The organism is Micromonospora pattaloongensis (assembly GCF_900107255.1).
GTDB lineage: Bacteria > Actinomycetota > Actinomycetes > Mycobacteriales > Micromonosporaceae > Micromonospora_I > Micromonospora_I pattaloongensis.
Map to the genome: position 1 here is coordinate 159,087 of NZ_FNPH01000009.1, position 17,063 is coordinate 176,149.

The window sequence follows — 17,063 nt, forward strand, 5'->3', positions numbered from 1 at the left end:
CGTAGCGTCGGGATCGTGACCCGCCGATTGTTCGCCATCGAGCAGTACGACAGCTCGGGGAGGGGGGCGCCCCCGCCCCCGCCGGCCCTGGACACGGACGACACGCGCCTGGTCGCGGCCGTCCACCTGCCCGCCGACGACGTGGTGCTGGCGCTGGTGGAGGGTCCGGACGCGGCCGCGGTCGCCGCCGCGGCGGCGGCGGCCGGCTGGCGGGTCGACCGACTCAACCCTGCCCGGTGGATCACGCCGGGCAGCGACCCGGCCCGGCGGAAGCCGGACGGGAGAACGGAGGAAAACCGGTGCGCCGACTGATTCTGCCCGCCGTCTGCCTGGCCATGCTCGCGTTGGCCGGCTGCGGCGGCGACTCCACCGACCCGGGGACGGGGCCCGACGGCGGCGTCGACCTCGGCCCGCTCGCCGGTGACGGCAGCGCGACACCACCGCCCTGCCCGTTCACCGCGGCGAAGGCCGCGGAGCTCGTCGGGCAGCAGCTGGTCGACCAGGGCAACTGCCACTTCGGCGACGGCAAGGGGGTCGCATCCCTCACCGTGAACATCGCGACCCGGTTCGCCGGCGAGATGACCTACGACTACCAGCGCAAGCAGGCCGAGCAGACGTACGCGAAGGTGACCGACCTCGACGGTGGCCGGAAGGGCTACCTCGCCGTCAAGGACATCGCAGCCGAGGCGGTCCTCATCGCCGACCACGGCTCCTACACCTTCACCCTGGACAGGTTCCAGCGCCTCGGCTCCAGCCCTAACGGGTACGAGGACGCGATGGCCCGACTGCTCGACGCTCTCCCCCAGTGATCACCCGCGGAGGCGACGACACCATGACGTACCCCGGACCTCTGCCCCGCGCGGCGGCGGTGGCGCTCGCCGTCGCCGCGCTCACCGGTTGCGGCGGCGCGGACCGCCCGACGCGGCCGCCGGTCGCGGACGCCGCGCAGTCGGCGGCTGTGCCCGCCACGCCGGACGGCGGCTCGGCCACGCCGGCGGCCGGACGCGCGGTCGACCCCTGCGCCCTGGTGTCCGAACAGGAGGCCGAACAACTGGCCGGGACGCCGCTGGAGGAGGCGGTGCCGGTGCGGGAAAGCTGCACCTACCCCGGCCCGCCGACCGGGCCGACGGCCCAGGTGGAGATCTTCGTCGGCGACGGGGCGAAGAAGTTCCTCGACATCGACCGCGAGCTCGGGCACGACCTGCAGCCGCTGCCGGGGGTCGGGGACGAGGCGTACGCGGAGGACTTCACGGTCTTCGTCCATGCCTCCGGCGTCTGGGTCGCGATCCGGCTGACCCGGCTCGACGATGCGGCCGCGTACCGCAAGCCGCTGGCGGAGTTGGCCCGGACGGTCGCGGGCCGGCTTTGAGCGCACGGCCAGTCGGACGGTGACGAGGCGCCCCGGGGCGCGGGAGGTGGATCCTCAATGGGATGGCTGGGTGGCGCCGGCGTCGCGGTGGGCGCGGTCGTCGTGCTGGTCGCGACGGCCGGCTGCGGCGGGGCCGGGCCGGCCGGTTCCGGCGCGGGCGGCACCGGCGCCGATCAGCGGTACGGCGCCGCGCCGACGCGGCATCCGGAGGTCACCTACCAACCGGAGGTCGTGCTGGTCGCCGGCGGCGGCGCGGCCGTGCGGTCCGTGTCCGACGACGCGTTGACCTGGCGGATCGACCCCGGGGCCGACGGCGCCGACGAGGTGGCGCGGGGCCGGATCATGTTCCTGACGGGCCGGGCGGTCGGGCGCGTGCTCGACGTGCGGCGGGACGGCCGCGACCTGGCCGTCACGCTGGGACCGGTCGACATCACCGAGGTGATCCGGGACGGCGTGTTCAGCGGCGACCGCCCGCTCGACACCCCGGTCCGGTACGAGGCGGACTCCCCGTTCTGGGCCGAACTCGACGCCGGGCCGGGCGAGTTCCCGTCGGCCCGGACGCCGGAGGGCGTGACGCGCACGGCGGCGGTGCGGAACCTTCCGGCGGGCCCGTCGGCGCTCCGCCCGGCCGTGGCCGCGATCGGGCGCTCCGCACCGTCGCCGGGCTTCCGGGTCACGCCGGTCTGCTGCGCGGGCGGGGTGGGCGCGCGGTTCAGCTACGACGGCGGAGACGTTCGGATCGCCGGCAGCGCGACGCTGCTCATGGGCAGCCCGTCGGCCAGTTTCCATCTGGAGATCCGCGGCGGGCGGGTGCTTCGGGCGCAGCTGCAGGTCCGTGGAATGGTCGGGCTCCGGCTCGACATCGCGGCCGCCACCACGGCCCGCCGCAACGTCAACAAACGCCTGGCGGTCCCGGTCGACTTCAGCGTGCCGATCGGCGAGGTGCTCGGCGTGCCGTTCAGCGCCACCGCCAGCCAGACCATCGGTGTGCAAACGGCGTTCAGCGCCAGGGACGGCAACATCAAGGCGAGCGCCGAGTGGTCGCTTTCCGGCGCGCTCGGCTTCGGCTACGCCAACGGCTCGTTCAGCCCGCAGCTGCCCGGCTCCTTCGCGGTCCGCAACAGCATCGTGGACTCGATGACCGGCCCGTCGGTCGGCGTCAACGGCATCATCGTGACCCACCAGGCGGCGTTCCGCCTCGGGCTCGGGGCGTTCGGCTTCACCGCCGGCCTCTACGCCACCCTGACCACCACGGTCGGGCTGACGGTCGGCTCGGCGGCGGGCGCGCCGCTGGCGCTGTGCCGCGGCGCGCAGCTCGGGATCTGGACCGACTACGGCGTCGGCTACACGATCCCCGGCTACCTCGCCAAGGCGATCAACGCGTTCCTGGACCTGTTCAACGCCACCCCGATCGAACAACGCGGCGGGATCGGGAAGGTGGACAGCGTCTACCAGAAGTACGTCGTCCAACCCGACGTGAAGCTGTGCCGATAGCGGGCGCTCGGGCCCCGCTCATCGAACGACAGCGGAGCGCCGTGGGTGGGTCCACGGTGCTCCGCTGTTTTGGTTCGTGCCCCCGCTCAGGCTCCGGCGAACTTGAGGTCGGGGTTCACCAGCTCCTTCGCGTTCTGCGGCGTCGCGATCTTGGGCGGAACGATGCGGGTGGGCGGCGAGCCGGCGCACTGGCCGGTCTGGGTCCCCTTGATCGCCGCAATCGCCTCTTCCACGGAGTACGCGGCCTGCGTCGGCGGCTGGTTCAGGCCGTCGGCGACCGCCGGCGAGCGCGGGTTGTCGGCCATGTCGCGCACGACGTCCATGCCCCCGTCGAAGCCGGCGAGCAGCACCGTCGAGCTGCCGTCGGCCTTCATCAGCCGGGCGCTCTTCAGCGCCTCCTTCACCGAGGGCATCACGACGTCGGTCTGGTTGAAGACCACGTCGATGTCGGGGTGCGCGGTAAGCACGCCGCGCATCGCGGCCAGCGTCTTGTCGGGCTGCGCCTCGCCGTAGTTGTTCGGGATACGCACGATCTTGTAGCCGCGGTGCGCCTGGAAGTACTCGTTCCAGCCCGCCATGAAGCCGTTCTCCCGGGTCTGCGTCACCAGCTCGTCGGGGAAGAGCGCCTGGATGTAGAGCTTGATCGTTGAACCTGCCGGCTTCCGGCTCGCGATCGCCTTGGCGGTCTCCGCGCCGACCAGCTTCGCCGTGGCGGCGCCGTCGTCGTACACGTTGCAGGCGACCTGCGTGGCCAGCTCGTCGGCGACCCGGTCGTTGACCACGACGACCTTGACGCCCGCGTCCTTGGCGGCGGTGATCCCGGCCGCGACGTCCTTGTCGTGCACCGGCTCGATGATGATCGCCTTGGCGCCCTGCGCGATGAAGGACTTCATCTGCTGGACCTGGCGCGCCGCGTCGCCCTGCGCGTCGACGGCCAGGACCCGGTAGCCCTGCTCGTTGCCCGCGTCGACGGTCGCTTTGTTCAGTGTGGACAGCCACGAGTTGCCGGCGATGAACCGCATGGACACCCCGATGAGGGGCTTGTCGGAGCCCGCCGCGTCGCTCGGCTTGCCGCACGCGGTCAACGCGCCGACGCCGAGCATCAGTGCGCACACCGCCAGGGGCGCGCCCCGCCTCTTGTTCGCCATCTCTTCTCCAGCTGTGGATCGGTGTGCCCGGGCGTCCCGGGCACCGTTTCGGAAGTCAGCAGACCAACCGCTGCGGCGCGACGGCGCCGGCCGCGCGGCGGTGGTGACGGGAACGCCCGTGGCCGGGCGCCGGCCACCGGTCAGTATGCGAAGCGACCGACGAGCTGCTGCAGCTCGCCACTCATCCGGGCCAGGTCGGCCGCGGCCCGGTGCGTCTCGGTCATGCCGGTGTTCGTCGCCTGCGCCGCGGCGGCCACGCCCGTGATGTTGCCGGCGATGTTGGCCGCGCCGGTGGACGCCTCGGCCACGTTGCGCACCATCTCGCTGGTGGTCGCGCTCTGCTCCTCGACCGCCGAGGCGATCATCGTGGAGTAGTCGTTGATCCGGCCGATCACGTCGCCGATGCGGCGGATCGCCTCGACGGCGTGCCCGGCGTCGTCCTGGATCGCGGTGACCCGTCGCGCGATGTCCTCGGTGGCGCGGGCGGTCTCCTGTGCCAGGTCCTTGACCTCGCTGGCCACGACCGCGAAGCCCTTGCCGGCCTCGCCGGCGCGGGCCGCCTCGATCGTCGCGTTGAGGGCCAGCAGGTTGGTCTGCTCGGCGATCGAGGTGATCAGCTTGACGACGTTACCGATCTCCGCGGACGACGTGCCGAGCTGGTTGATCGTCGTGCTGGCCGACGACGCCGCGTGCACCGCGTCCTGCGCGACCCGGGCCGCCTCGGTGGCGTTCGAGGAGATCTCGCCGATGGAGGCGCCCATCTGCTCGGCGCCCGCGGCCAGCGTCTGCACGTTCCGGCTGATGTCGTCGGCGGCGCCGGAGACGACGCCGGCCTGCGTCGAGGTCTGCTCGGCAGACGCGGCGATCTGCTGGCTGACGGCGGTAAGCTCCTCGCCGGAACCGGCGAGGGTCTGGGCGCTGACGGCGACCGCGCCGACCATCTCCCGCAGCCGCGCCGTGGCGGCGTCCAGCCCGCGGGCCATCTGGCCCAGTTCGTCGCCGGCGCCGACGTCGGCCGACCGCGTCAGGTCGCCCTCGGCGATCCGGTCCACCACCGCCGACACGCGGCGCACGTTGGCGATGATCGCGCGGACGGTGAGCAGCGCGAGCAGGACGGCGAGCAGGATCCCGACGACGGCGGTCACGATGACCGTGGCGAGCGCGCTGTCGTACGCGTCGGCGTTGGCCTGCATCTGCGCGGTCACGCGCTCCTGCGAGCTGGTGGTCAGCTTGTCGAGGTTGCCCTGGATCTGCGCGGAGAGCGGGTTGACCTTCTGCGCGCGGACCGCCGCGACCTCCCGTTCCTTGCCCGCCCAGCCCATCGGGATCAGCTCGCCGCTGACGATCTCGTTGAAGGCGTTCCAGTCCATGGTGAGCTGGTTGAGGGTGGCGGACTCCTCCTCGGTCAGTGTCCGGTTGTTCAGCTGCGTGTCGCCGTAGTCGGCCAGCGCCTTGTTCATCACCGTGATGCTCTTGAGCCATGCCGCGTGCTCGGCGCTGCCGGCGTCCTGCGACAGCGTCTGGCCCGCCAGGCTGTCGACCTGGGCCTGCAGGTACGCCTGCCGGATCACGTTCAGGTTGACGATCGGGGTGATGGCCTTGGTCTGGATCTCGCGGGCGCTGTCCCGCAGCGTCGCCATCCGGAACAGCGCGACGGCCAGCACGACCCCGGTCGTCAGGCACGCGACCAGCACGCTGGCCAACAGCTTCGTCGTCAGACTCCGGTCGGCGAACCAGCTGATGCCTCGTCTGCGTGCGGTGGTGTCAGTGCCCATCTGGCCGCCACTTCCGATCCCTGGTGTCCGGTCGAGTCGAAGGCCGCCTCCGGCTCGACACCGTCTATCTGCCGACTGCCTGATCGGCGGGGCGGGAACGTGACTGAGGCCACTGGGGGGCGAAAGTGATCATGAACACAAAGGGAGCATATACTTTCAAAGTGTAATAAAACACCGCTCGTCGCCCGCGCCACGAAGGGCGGACGACGAGCGGTTTCCGGGGCGATCAGCCCATGTGCGGGTACCGGTAGTCCGTCGCCGGCACGAATGTCTCCTTGATGGAGCGCGCGCTGGTCCACCGCAGCAGGTTGAGCGCGGAACCGGCCTTGTCGTTGGTCCCGCTGGCCCGTCCCCCGCCGAACGGCTGCTGACCCACGACGGCGCCGGTCGGCTTGTCGTTGACGTAGAAGTTCCCCGCCGCGAACCGCAGCGCCTCGGCGGTCCGGGCGATCGCGGCGCGGTCCTGGGCGATCACCGACCCGGTCAGCCCGTACGGGGACGCCGACTCCATCTGGGCCAGCATGTCGTCGTACCCGCCGTCGTCGTAGACGTGCACCGCGAGAATGGGTCCGAAGTACTCGGTCGTGAAGACCTCGCCCGCCGGGTCGGTGCTCTGGATGACCGTGGGCCGGACGAACCAGCCCTCGCTGTCGTCGTAGGTGCCACCGGCGACGATCTCGGCGCTGGACGCCGCGCGGGCCCGCTCGATCGCGTCCCGGTGCTTGACGAAGGCGCGCTCGTCGATCACCGCACCCATGAAGTGGGACAGGTCGGTGACGTCGCCCATCGTCAGCGACTCCACCTCGGCGAGGAAGTCGTCGCGCAGCCGCGCCCACAGCGACCGCGGCACGTACGCCCGCGACGCGGCCGAGCACTTCTGCCCCTGGAACTCGAACGCGCCCCGGACCATCGCGGTGCGCAGCACGTCGGGATCGGCCGACGGGTGCGCGACGATGAAGTCCTTGCCGCCGGTCTCGCCCACGATCCGCGGGTAGCTGCGGTAGCTGCCGATCCGCTCCCCCACCGTGCGCCACAGGTGCTGGAACGTCCGGGTCGAACCGGTGAAGTGGATGCCGGCCAGGTCCGGGTCGGCGAGCGCGACGTCGGAGACGGCCAGGCCGTCGCCGGTCACCATGTTGATCACTCCGGGTGGCAGGCCGGCGGCCTCCAGCAGCCGCATCGTCCACGCCGCGCTGAGCTGCTGCGTCGGTGACGGCTTCCACACCACCGTGTTGCCCATCAGCGCGGGCGCGGTGGGCAGGTTCCCGGCGATCGCCGTGAAGTTGAACGGCGTGATCGCGTAGACGAAGCCCTCCAGCGGGCGGTGGTCGGTGCGGTTCCAGACGCCGGGCGAGGACTGCGGCTGCTCGGCGAGGAGCTGCCGCGCGAAGTGCACGTTGAACCGCCAGAAGTCGATCAGTTCGCACGCCGAGTCGATCTCGGCCTGGTACGCGGTCTTCGACTGCCCGAGCATGGTGGCGGCGTTCAGCGTCTCCCGCCACGGCCCGGCCAGCAGGTCCGCGGCCTTGAGGAAGACCGCCGCGCGGTCGTCGAACGACAGCGCCCGCCATCCGGCGGCGGCGTCCTTCGCCGCGGTGACCGCCGCCCAGGCGTCGTCGTGGCTGGCGTTGCGCAGCGTGCCGAGTACGTGGTGGCGGCGGTGCGGCTGGACGACGTCGATCGGGTCGCCGGTGCCCATCCGGCGCCGGCCGCCGATCGTCATGTCGAACTCGACCCGCTCGCCGGCCAGCTCGGCCAGCTTCTCGACCAGGCGGGCACGCTCCGGGCTGCCGGGGGCGTACGTCTGGTTGGGCTCGTTGACGGGGAGCGGGACGTTGGTGATCGCGTCCATGAAGGTGGGTTACTCCTGGTTAGTTGCGGCTGGTCAGGGCACGGAGGAAGAACAGCAGGTTGGCCGGACGCTCCGCGAGGCGCCGCATCAGGTAGCCGTACCACTCCTCACCGAACGGCACGTACACCCGGACCTGGTGGCCCGCCTCGGCGAGCCGCGCCTGCTCCCCCGGGCGGATGCCGTACAGCATCTGGAACTCGTACCCCGCGTGGCCGCCGGCGCGTCCCGCCGCCAGCCGCGTCCCCGCCTCGATGATCTCCGGGTCGTGGGTGGCGAGCATCGGGTAGCCGGGGCCGCCCATCAGGATCTCGGCGCACCGCAGGTACGCCGCGGTCACCTCGGCGCGGGACTGGTACGCCACGCTCGCCGGCTCCCGGTACGCCCCCTTGCAGAGCCGCACCCGCGACCCGGCGGTCGCCAGCTCCCGGCAGTCGGCCTCGCTGCGGTGCAGGTACGCCTGGATCACCGCGCCGGTCTGCGGGAACTCGCGCCGCAGCTGCGCCACGATCCCGAGGGTCGAGTCCGTGGTGGTGTGGTCCTCCATGTCCACCGTGACCGTCGTGCCGGCCCGGGCGGCCGCCGCGCAGATCCGCAGCGCGTTCTCCAGCGCCACCGCCTCGCCCTCGCGGGGCAGGGCCTGACCGAGCGCGGAGAGTTTGATGGACACCTCCGCCGTGCCGGTCAGCCCGGCCACGGCGAGCGCGTCGAGCAGCGCGACGTACTGCCGGGTCACGTGGTCGGCCCGCGCGCGGTCGGTGGTGTCCTCACCGAGGTAGTCCAGGGTGGCGAGACACCCGGAGGTCTGGAGCCGCCCCGACGCCCGTACGGCGGCGGGAACGTCCTCCCCGGCGACGAAGCGGTCCACGACGGACCGGGTGAGCGGCGTGGCTTCGATCGCCCGCCGCGCGCGGTGGCTGGCCGCGGTCTTGAGGATGGCCTGGCGGAGCACAGAAAATGCCCTTCGTTGACGTGGTGGGTTACTCGGCCGACGCGCGCGGCGCGGGCCGGTCGCTCGGGGCGTAGAGGTCGGTGGCGACGATCGGGCCGTACAGGTCCGGGCGGCGGTCCTGCAGCAGGTTCAGCCCGAAGAACCCCTCGGTCCGGCTGGCCAGCGTCGTCGCGTCGAGGTCGGCGGTGTGCACGACCAGGCCCTCCTCGTCGGTGAGCAGCGCGACGACCTTGCCGTACGGGTCGACGATCTGGCTGTGGCCCCAGTAGTCGACGCCGGCGGTGTAGACGCCCTTCTCGCAGTGGTTGGAGACGACCAGCCACATCTGGTTGAAGAACGCGTTCGCCTGGGCGGAGAGGTCCATCGCGAAGCCGTGGTAGTCGTCGGCCGGGTCGTGGCCCTTCATCGGCCACGCCGTGGACATCAGGCCGAGCGTCGCGCCCTGCAGCGCGAAGACCCGCATCAGCTCGGGGAACGCCAGGTCGTAGCAGATCAAGCTGGCGGCCTTCGCGAACGGCAGGTCGAAGACCGGAGCGGACTGCCCGGCGTTGAAGTACGGGAACTCGAACGTGTTGTGCGTCTTGCGGTACACGCCCACCACACCGTCCGGGCCGATCAGCGCGGTCGAGTTGAGGATGACGTTGCCGTGCCCGGCGCGCTCGGCGAGCCCGAGCTGGACGTACATGCCGTGCTCGGCGGCCTTGGCGCGGATCGCCTCGGTGGCGGGGCCGGGCACCGGCTCGGACTCGCGGAAGTAGTACTGCTTCTGGGCGGCGGTGCCCTTGTCACCGAGACCGAACGCGAAATCCGCGTACCCCTGCAGCCCGACCTCGGGCAGCACGAGCACGTCGACACCCTTGGTCGCGGCTTCGTCGATCATCTCGAGGAACTTCGCCAGGTTGCGCGCCTTGTCGTGCTCGATGCGGACGTTCGCGGCGGCCAGCGTCACGGGAGCCATTGCATTTCCTCCTGTACGAAATGAGTTCAGACGAGCTCGTACTTGACCAGCGCGCCGCCCTTGAGGACGACGGGCACGGCGGTCGGCGCGGCGAAGACATTGATGTCCTCCCAGGGCCGGCCGTCGACCACGATCAGGTCGGCGAGCTTGCCGACCTCGACCGTGCCGAGGCGGTCGGCCAGGCCGAACAGCTCGGCGTTCGTGCGGGTGGTCGCGATCAGCACGTCCGCGGCGGGCATCACCTCGGCCTTGAGCGACAGCTCGCGGTGCTTGTGCGCGAACATCGGACCGAGCAGGTCGGAGCCGCTGGCGATGCGGACACCGGCCCGGTAGGCGTACTCGAGCGAGCGCAGACCCTGCTCGTGCGCCATCCGGATCTTCTCCAGCGGCTCCGCGGCGACCCCGTGCTCGGCGCCCTGGCGGTGCAGCAGCTCGTAGGTCGACAGCGTCGGCACCAGGTAGGTGCCGACCTCGGCGAGCAGCTTCGCGGTCTCCTCGTCCATCAGGTTGCCGTGCTCGATCGACCGCACCCCGGCGGCGATGCAGTTGCGGATCGCGGAGGAGGAGTACGCGTGCGCCAGCACGTACTTGCCGGCCGCCTCGGCGGTCTGGACCGCCATCCGCAGCTCCTCCAGGCTGTACTGGATGGTGTCCAGCTCGTCGGCCGGGGACATCGCGCCGCCGCTGGCCATCACCTTGATCTGGTCGGCGCCGGTGCGGATGTTCTCCCGGACGCCCTTGCGGATCTCCTCCGGGCCGTCGGCGACGATCGCGTTCATGCCCACCTGGGAGCAGCACTCGACGGCCTTGCCGCGCTCGGTCGGGCGCCGCCAGTCGGCGTGCCCGCCGGTCATCGACAGCGGGGCGTTCGACACCAGCAGCCGGGGGCCGAGGATGTCGCCCTGCTCCACGGCCTGCCGGAAGCCCGCGTCGCAGCCGCCGGCGTCGCGCACCGTGGTGTAGCCCTGCATCAGGGTCCGGGTGAGGATGCGCCCCATCTTGAGCGCCGCGTGGCTGGTCTGGTAGTTGCGGTGCTGCTCGAGGATGTTGACGTCAATCGCGCCAATGTGGACGTGGGCGTCCATCAGGCCGGGCATGACGGTCTTGCCGGCGCAGTCGATCACCTTGTCGGCGCTGGCCGGCGCCGCGCCGCCGACCGCGATGTCGACGATGTGCTCGCCGTCGACCACGACGGTGGCGCCCTCGACGGGTTCGGCGCCGGTCGCGTCGAACACGGTGGCGTTGGTGAGTGCGATGGTGGTCACTAGGGGTGCCTTCCGTTACGAGTGGTGGACGCCGAACGCGTCGGCGACGAGTTGGTCGACCCGTTCGCGGTCGCGGGTGTCGACGACGCGGTCGACGGCGCCGACGCGCAGCAGCACGAGTTCGTCGGCGACGCTGGCGGCCCGGGTCACGCTCTGCTCGACCAGCAGCACGCCCATTCCGCGGGAGCAGAGTTCCGCGATGTAGGTGTAGATCTCGTCGATCACGACCGGCGCGAGCCCCAGTCCGGGCTCGTCCAGCAGCAGGTACTTCGGGTCGCGCAGCAGCGCCCGGCCGAGCGCGACCATCTGCTGCTGGCCGCCGGAGAGCAGCGACACCTTCTGGTGGGTCCGGTCCCGCAGCACCGGGAACAGCTCCAGCACCTCGCCGATGCGCGCCCGTTCGGCGCGGTTCGCCCCGACGACGAGGTTCTCCAGCACGGTCAGCTGGGACAGCAGCCCGCGTCCCTCGTGGACGATCGCGATGCGGTGGTCGTTGACCCGCCGGTGCGTGGGCTTGGCCGAGATCTCCTCGCCGTCGACCCGCACCGATCCCTCGGTCCGGACCGCGCCGAGGATCGCCCGCAGCGTCGTGGTCTTGCCCGCGCCATTCGTGCCGACCAGCGCGACCGTCTTGCCGGGCGCGACGTGCAGGTCGACCCCGAACAGCGCCTGCGTACGCCCGTACCAGCCCTTCACCGAATCAAGCGTCAGCACCGGCGGCCCTCCCGAAGTACGCGAGCTGCACCTGCCGGTCACCGAAGACCTCGGCCGGGGTGCCGTCCCGCAGGAAGGCGCCGGAGTCGAGAGCGATGACGTAGGAGCAGAGACTCTTGACCAGATCGACGTCGTGCTCGACCACGACCATGGTCGAGGGGTGGTTGTGGTGCACCCGGGTGAGCACCGCGGCCAGCTCCTGCCGGCCCTCCTGGTCCAGCCCGGCCGCCGGCTCGTCCAGCAGGATCACCGACGGCGAGGAGACCAGGACCCGGGCGACCTCGACGAGGCGGCGGCTGGCGAACGGCAGCTCGTCCACCCGGCGGTGCGCCTGCCCGGTCAGGCCCAGCAGGTCGAGCACCTCGGCGGCGGCCGCGGTGTCGCGCCGACCGGCCCGCCACTGCGACGGCAGCCCGAAGAACTGCGCGAGCGCGGACGGCTGCGGCAGCCGCTCGGTGCCGATCAGCACGTTGGTCAGCACGGATTCGCGGTCCAGCAGCCGCACGGTCTGGAAGCCGCGGACCACCCCGGCCAGGGCGCGGCGACGGGCGTCGAGCGCGGTGAGGTCGGCGTGGCCGACGTGCACCGAGCCCTCGGCGATCGACGTGAACCCGCTGATCGCGTTGAGCAGCGTCGTCTTGCCGGCCCCGTTCGGCCCGATCAGGCCGCTGATCTGACCGGCCGGCAGCGACACCGTCACGTCGGAGAGCGCCTGGAAGGCGCCGTACCGGACGGTGAGGCCCTCGGTCCGGACCGCCGGGGCGACGGTGTTGTGCGTGGCCGTCCGGCTCATCGCGATCCCTCCTGTCCACCGCGCGCGCCCCTGACCCGTCGCCAGAGGCCGCGGCCCAATCCGACGATCCCGTCCGGCACCAGCAGCGCCACGACCGCCAGCAGCGCGCCGCCCACGATCGGGTAGAGGTTCGGCTGGCCGGCCAGCGTGAACAGCTCCGGCACCAGCACGATGTAGGCGGCGCCGAGCCAGGCCCCGAGCACGGTGCCCGCTCCCCCGATCACCACGGCGACGAACAGGTACACCGAGGCGAACAGGTCGAAGTCCGGCGGCGCGATGAACCCGACGATCGCGGCGTACAGCCAGCCGGCGATGCCGGCGTAGACGGCGCTGATCAAAAACGCCGTGATCTTCGTCCGGGCCACCGCCACCCCGACCGACTCGGCGGCCAGCTCGGTGTCGCGCACGGCGAGCATCCGGCGGCCCAGCTGGGTGCGGCCCAGGTGGGCGGCGAGCAGGGTCGCGATCGCCGCCGGGACCAGCGCGATCAGGTACGCGTGCAGCGGCTCGCTGGAGTCCCAGGTGCCGATCACGATCGGGTCCACCGAGGCGCCCTGGGTGCCACCCGTGAGGTCGGTGGTCTCCCGGATCACCCAGGCCAGCAGCTCGCCGAAGGCCAGCGTGACCAGCGCCAGCCGCAGACCGGACAGCCGCAACGTGGGCACCGCGACGACCAGCGCGGCGAGCAGCGCCACCACGACGACCGCGCCGAGCTGGATCGCCGGGCCGTGGCCGTACGAGGAGACGATGTAGGTGGTGTACGCGCCGACGCCCATGAACGAGGCGTGCGCCAACGACATCTGGCCGGTGCGCCCGTACAGGATGTCCAGCCCCAGCGTGGCGACCGCGAACGCGAGCACCTGCGCCGACATGAACACCCAGTAGTCGTCGAAGAGCAGCGGCGGGACGGCCGCGATCACCGCGAAGACCGCCACCCGGGTGAGGATCCGCCGTGCGCCCGCGCCGCGTCCCGTTGCCGGCGGCTGCGCGCTGCGCCGCGGTCGGGTGATGGTGGCGCCTGTCATGCCCGCACCTCGTTCCGCTCGTTGACGAACCGCTTCGGCACCAGGGCCAGCACGACGATGATCAGCAGGAAGACCGCGGGCGTGCCGGCGCTGGCGCCGAGAATGAACACGGTCAGCGACTCGTAGACGCCGAGCGCCACGGCGACCGACAGCGGCAGCCAGAACCGGTCGAGGCCGCCGATCATCCCGGCGATGAAGGCCTTGATCAGGAACGGCGTCATGTAGAAGGCGTCGACCGAGAGCCGGCTGGCGACCAGCACGGCCACGATCGCGGCGATCACGCCGGCCGCGGCCCAGGTGGCGGTCCGCAGCGCCCGCACGTTCACGCCGGCCGCCTGGGCGATGCCGGCGTCCTCGGCGCTGGCCCGCAGCGACGTGCCGAGGCTGGTGCGGTTCAGCAGCAGGTACGCCCCCACGATGATCGTGACGGTCAGGCCGACGACGATGCCGTCGTTGAGGCTGACCACGACGCCGCCCAGCTCGGCGCGGCTGTCCGCGCCCAGCGAGACGAAGGTGTGCGCGTTGGCGTCGATCAGCTGCTGCATGACGGCCGTGATGAGCAGGAAGATACCGAGGGTGACCACCAGGTCGAGGCCGGGGCGTCCCTCCGGGATCCGCCGGATCGCGGCGTAGTCGATCGCGCTGTTGACGATGACGGCGAGCAGCACGCCGACGCCCAGCGCCAACGGCACCGGGAGGCCCTGCTCGGAGTAGAGGAACCACGCGCTGAAGGCGGCGATCATGCCGACCTGACCGTACGCGAAGTTGATGCTCTTGCTGACCTGGAAGACGATCAGTACGCCCAGCAGGAACAGCGCATAGAGACTGCCGGTGGTGATGCCGCCGACGAGGATCTGACCGAGGTCACCCACGTGGACTCCTGGTCTCGTGCTGGCCCGGTGGTGGGGCGGGACGCGCCCGCCCCACCACCGGAGGGGTCACTTCTGCAGGGACTGGGTCTCTTCGAGAACGACGAGCTCCGTGCCCTTGATCTGGCCGATGCCGACCGCGTCGACGCCGGCGCGGTCGTCCTTGCCCCAGGTGACGGGCGGGACGATGCCGGTCTCGAAGTTGGAGAACGACTCCAGCGCCTCGATCACGCAGCCGCGGTTGAGGCCCTTGGCCCGCTTGAGCGCCTCGGCGGTCAGCTGCGCCTGCACCCAGCCGAGCTGGTTGAACTTGCTCGGCGCCTTGCCGGTCTGCTTGGTGAAGTCCGCGACGAACTGCTTCACCTGAGCGTTCTCGCTCTTCAGCGAGGCGGTCTCCAGGGCGACGAGCATGTTCTGCGACAGCGCGCCGAACTCCTTGATGTAGGAGTCGTCGCTCATCCCGGCCCACGCGCCGGTCTTCGGGGTGTAGCCGATCCGGGACATCGCCTGCAGCAGGCCGCCGGTGTCGGCGTTGGTGAGGATCAGGAAGACGTGCTCGGCGTTGAACTGCTTGAGCTGCGTGGCGATCGGGGTGAAGTCCGTGGTGCCCGGCGTTTCCGGCACGTACAGCAGCTCGACGCCCTTGTCCTTGAGCGCCTTCTCCATGCCCAGCTTGGCGTTCTCGCCGACGTTGCCGGCGACGCCGACCAGCGCCATCTTCTTCGGCGTCTCCTGCTTGAGCACGTAGTTCGTCAGGATCTCGAATTCCTGGATGTAGTCCACCGTCGCCATGAACACGTACGGGTTCTTGTCGCCGCCGAGCTCGTCGCTGGGGGCGTACGGCGCGATCGCCGGGACCTTCTTGCGGTCCAGGTACGGCACGGCGCCGAGGAAGTTCGGGGTGCCCTCGCCGCCGGAGACGACGAGGATCTCCTCCTTTTCGACCAGCTGGCGCATCTGCTTCTGCGCGGTCGAGGGGTCGTACGCGTCGTCCAGGATGATCGGCTTGATCTTCCGACCCTGGATGCCGCCCTCGGCGTTCAGCTTGGCGTAGTAGGCCTCCTGGCCCTCCTTCGTGCCGAGACCGCCGGCGGCGCCGGAGCCGGACAACGGCATGGTGGTGCCGACCTTGATCTCGCTGTCCGTGACGCCCGGGCCGACCTCCTTCACGTCGCACCCGTTGGCCGCCGAACTCGAACCGCCGCCCGACGACGAGCCACCGCACCCGGCGAACAGCAGACTGGCGCCCGCCAACGTGGCGGCGACCAGCGCCCTCTTCAACCGCATGTCTACTCCCTCATGCTGCAACCTGATCATGCGAACACCGCTGCCGGGTGTGGCCGTCACGCGCCGATCCTCGGAAGGACCCGCGCCGCGATCTCCAGGGCCGCGTCGGCAGTGGACTGGGTACTGTGGACCGCGACGCCGTTGGCATCGGTGCACAGCAGTTGGTACTCTCCGGCCACCGTGGCGTACCGCAGCTCTCCCCGCGGCACCGCGATCGGCGCCCAGGGGTGGACGTCCTGGTCCACCGCGGAGGTCCAGTGCAGCCCCACCGAGTAGCCGGATTCGACCGGCAGGATCCCCACGTGCAGATCCCAGAAGGACCGGGCGGAGAAGCCGAGCGCGACCCAATCCCAGCTCGCCCCGGCGGCGCGCAGCGCCGCCGCGGCCGCGGACGGATCCCGGGCGAGCTCCGGGCCCCACCGGACGTACAGGTCGGAGCGTCCAGCCAGGGCGGACGCCAGCGCGTCGTGGACGACGCGCAGCTCGGGCTGTGTGTCGGCGTTCGGCACGGCTTCCCCCCTGCTTCGACGACCACTACGGACCGTCACCGACCGATCAGTCGGTGTTGAGGAGGACCGTACCGGACCGACCGGTCGGTTGGTAGTGTGGAAATGAAAACGTAACGCGCCGTTTTGGAAGCAACGCTGGCGCAGGAAAGGGACGACCATGCCAACCAGAGGCGAGGACACCCGGGCGCGCATCGTGACGGCGAGCGCGGCGCTCTTCGCCCGCCAGGGCTACCACGGCACGGGACTGTCCGAGCTCCTCGACGCGGTAGGGCTCGGCAAGGGCGGTCTCTACCACCACATCGCCAGCAAGGAGCAGTTGCTGCTGGAGATCATGCTCGAACCGATCGACCGGGTCCTCGCCAGCAGCGACCGCATCCTCGCCGCCGACACGGACGCCACCACGAAGCTCCGCGCGCTCGGCGACGACCTCGGTCAGGCGATGGCCGCGGACCTCTCCGCCTGGACCGTGTTCCTCCGCGAGTACAGCGCGCTCGGCCAGGACGGCAAGACGCAGGTCCTCGGGCGACGTCAGGCGTACCTCGACCGGTGGCGGCGCGTGCTGATCGACGGAGCGGCCAGCGGCGAGTTCCGGCCGATCGACCTGGCCTTCGTCGAGTCCATCCTGGGCCTGTTCATCTACACGTTCGTCTGGGCCCGCGACGACACGCCGGCACAGGAGCTCACCAACTCGATCATGGGCGTCCTCATGCACGGCATCTGCACCCCCACAAGATCCGCGTGATCAGGGAGTAGCTCGCGCGTGTCGCCGGCGCGTCCCGTCGGATGCACCCTGATCACGCAGATCATCCCCGGTACGCGGCCGCCAAATGGGACGGGTGTCGTCCTATTTGGCGGCCGCGTCCGCGGCAACTACTTGCGCTTGCGGATTTCCTCGGCGGCCTGCGGTACGACCTTGAACAGGTCGCCGACCACGCCGAAGTCGGCCAGTTCGAAGATCGGTGCTTCGGCGTCCTTGTTGACCGCCACGATCGTCTTCGAGGTCTGCATCCCGGCCCGGTGCTGGATCGCCCCGGAAATACCCAGCGCCACATACAG

The 17,063-nt window shown here is 71.1% G+C and carries 17 protein-coding genes and 1 pseudogene; 5 read left to right on the top strand and 13 right to left on the bottom strand.

The window, feature by feature from the left end; all coding sequences use genetic code 11:
- The first annotated feature begins 15 nt into the window (after positions 1 to 15).
- The 4 genes from BLW47_RS25240 to BLW47_RS20275 are packed head-to-tail and all read left to right on the top strand — an operon-like array spanning position 16 to position 2,863.
- Complete coding sequence (locus BLW47_RS25240) at positions 16 to 312, top strand: hypothetical protein (RefSeq protein WP_175543730.1); 297 nt, start codon at positions 16 to 18, stop codon at positions 310 to 312.
- Positions 300 to 809, top strand: a complete 510-nt coding sequence (locus tag BLW47_RS20265; RefSeq protein WP_091560346.1) for a hypothetical protein — start codon at positions 300 to 302, stop codon at positions 807 to 809. Before BLW47_RS25240 ends, BLW47_RS20265 begins: the two co-directional genes overlap by 13 nt.
- The gene (locus BLW47_RS20270; protein WP_217634908.1) at positions 806 to 1,369 is read left to right on the top strand and encodes a DUF3558 family protein; all 564 of its coding nucleotides are present in this window, start codon (positions 806 to 808) and stop codon (positions 1,367 to 1,369) included. Before BLW47_RS20265 ends, BLW47_RS20270 begins: the two co-directional genes overlap by 4 nt.
- Positions 1,370 to 1,426: 57 nt before the next feature.
- The gene (locus tag BLW47_RS20275) at positions 1,427 to 2,863 is read left to right on the top strand and encodes a hypothetical protein (RefSeq protein ID WP_091560349.1); all 1,437 of its coding nucleotides are present in this window, start codon (positions 1,427 to 1,429) and stop codon (positions 2,861 to 2,863) included.
- A gap of 86 nt (positions 2,864 to 2,949) precedes the next feature.
- Here the strand turns inward: BLW47_RS20275 and BLW47_RS20280 are convergent, their stop codons facing one another.
- From BLW47_RS20280 to BLW47_RS20335, 12 genes are all read right to left on the bottom strand, one after another.
- Positions 2,950 to 4,011 (bottom strand): sugar ABC transporter substrate-binding protein, encoded by a 1,062-nt coding sequence (locus tag BLW47_RS20280; protein WP_091560350.1) that lies wholly within the window; start codon positions 4,009 to 4,011, stop codon positions 2,950 to 2,952.
- 140 nt (positions 4,012 to 4,151) lie between these two features.
- Positions 4,152 to 5,786 (bottom strand): methyl-accepting chemotaxis protein, encoded by a 1,635-nt coding sequence (locus tag BLW47_RS25245; protein ID WP_175543731.1) that lies wholly within the window; start codon positions 5,784 to 5,786, stop codon positions 4,152 to 4,154.
- A gap of 226 nt (positions 5,787 to 6,012) precedes the next feature.
- Positions 6,013 to 7,638 carry an L-glutamate gamma-semialdehyde dehydrogenase gene (gene pruA / locus BLW47_RS20290; protein WP_091560354.1) on the bottom strand — a complete coding sequence of 542 codons (1,626 nt, stop codon included), beginning with the start codon at positions 7,636 to 7,638 and terminating at the stop codon, positions 6,013 to 6,015.
- Positions 7,639 to 7,657: 19 nt separating this feature from the next.
- Positions 7,658 to 8,587 carry a proline dehydrogenase family protein gene (locus tag BLW47_RS20295; RefSeq protein WP_091560358.1) on the bottom strand — a complete coding sequence of 310 codons (930 nt, stop codon included), beginning with the start codon at positions 8,585 to 8,587 and terminating at the stop codon, positions 7,658 to 7,660.
- A 28-nt stretch (positions 8,588 to 8,615) separates the two neighbouring features.
- Positions 8,616 to 9,545 carry a carbon-nitrogen hydrolase family protein gene (locus tag BLW47_RS20300; protein ID WP_091560362.1) on the bottom strand — a complete coding sequence of 310 codons (930 nt, stop codon included), beginning with the start codon at positions 9,543 to 9,545 and terminating at the stop codon, positions 8,616 to 8,618.
- Positions 9,546 to 9,571: 26 nt separating this feature from the next.
- A complete protein-coding gene (locus tag BLW47_RS20305) occupies positions 9,572 to 10,810 on the bottom strand; it encodes a metal-dependent hydrolase family protein (protein ID WP_091560366.1) in 1,239 nt (412 codons plus the stop codon).
- 15 nt (positions 10,811 to 10,825) lie between these two features.
- Entirely contained in the window at positions 10,826 to 11,524 is a 699-nt protein-coding gene (locus tag BLW47_RS20310) for an ABC transporter ATP-binding protein (RefSeq protein WP_091560371.1), read from the bottom strand.
- A complete protein-coding gene (locus tag BLW47_RS20315; protein WP_091560374.1) occupies positions 11,511 to 12,317 on the bottom strand; it encodes an ABC transporter ATP-binding protein in 807 nt (268 codons plus the stop codon). Before BLW47_RS20315 ends, BLW47_RS20310 begins: the two co-directional genes overlap by 14 nt.
- Positions 12,314 to 13,342: a branched-chain amino acid ABC transporter permease gene (locus tag BLW47_RS20320; protein ID WP_091560378.1), complete on the bottom strand. Its 1,029-nt coding sequence runs from the start codon at positions 13,340 to 13,342 to the stop codon at positions 12,314 to 12,316. Before BLW47_RS20320 ends, BLW47_RS20315 begins: the two co-directional genes overlap by 4 nt.
- The gene (locus tag BLW47_RS20325) at positions 13,339 to 14,214 is read right to left on the bottom strand and encodes a branched-chain amino acid ABC transporter permease (protein ID WP_091560382.1); all 876 of its coding nucleotides are present in this window, start codon (positions 14,212 to 14,214) and stop codon (positions 13,339 to 13,341) included. The genes BLW47_RS20320 and BLW47_RS20325 overlap by 4 nt, the downstream gene beginning before the upstream one ends.
- 66 nt (positions 14,215 to 14,280) lie before the next feature.
- Positions 14,281 to 15,498, bottom strand: coding sequence for an ABC transporter substrate-binding protein (locus tag BLW47_RS20330; RefSeq protein WP_175543732.1), 1,218 nt, complete (start codon positions 15,496 to 15,498; stop codon positions 14,281 to 14,283).
- Between the two features lie 56 nt (positions 15,499 to 15,554).
- Positions 15,555 to 16,007 carry a hypothetical protein gene (locus BLW47_RS20335; RefSeq protein WP_091560388.1) on the bottom strand — a complete coding sequence of 151 codons (453 nt, stop codon included), beginning with the start codon at positions 16,005 to 16,007 and terminating at the stop codon, positions 15,555 to 15,557.
- A gap of 157 nt (positions 16,008 to 16,164) precedes the next feature.
- On the opposite strand from BLW47_RS20335, the gene BLW47_RS20340 reads away from it, so the two are divergent.
- The gene (locus tag BLW47_RS20340; protein WP_091560391.1) at positions 16,165 to 16,749 is read left to right on the top strand and encodes a TetR/AcrR family transcriptional regulator; all 585 of its coding nucleotides are present in this window, start codon (positions 16,165 to 16,167) and stop codon (positions 16,747 to 16,749) included.
- A gap of 128 nt (positions 16,750 to 16,877) precedes the next feature.
- Here the strand turns inward: BLW47_RS20340 and BLW47_RS20345 are convergent.
- A pseudogene (locus BLW47_RS20345) lies at positions 16,878 to 17,063 on the bottom strand (FAD-binding protein); the annotation flags it as partial.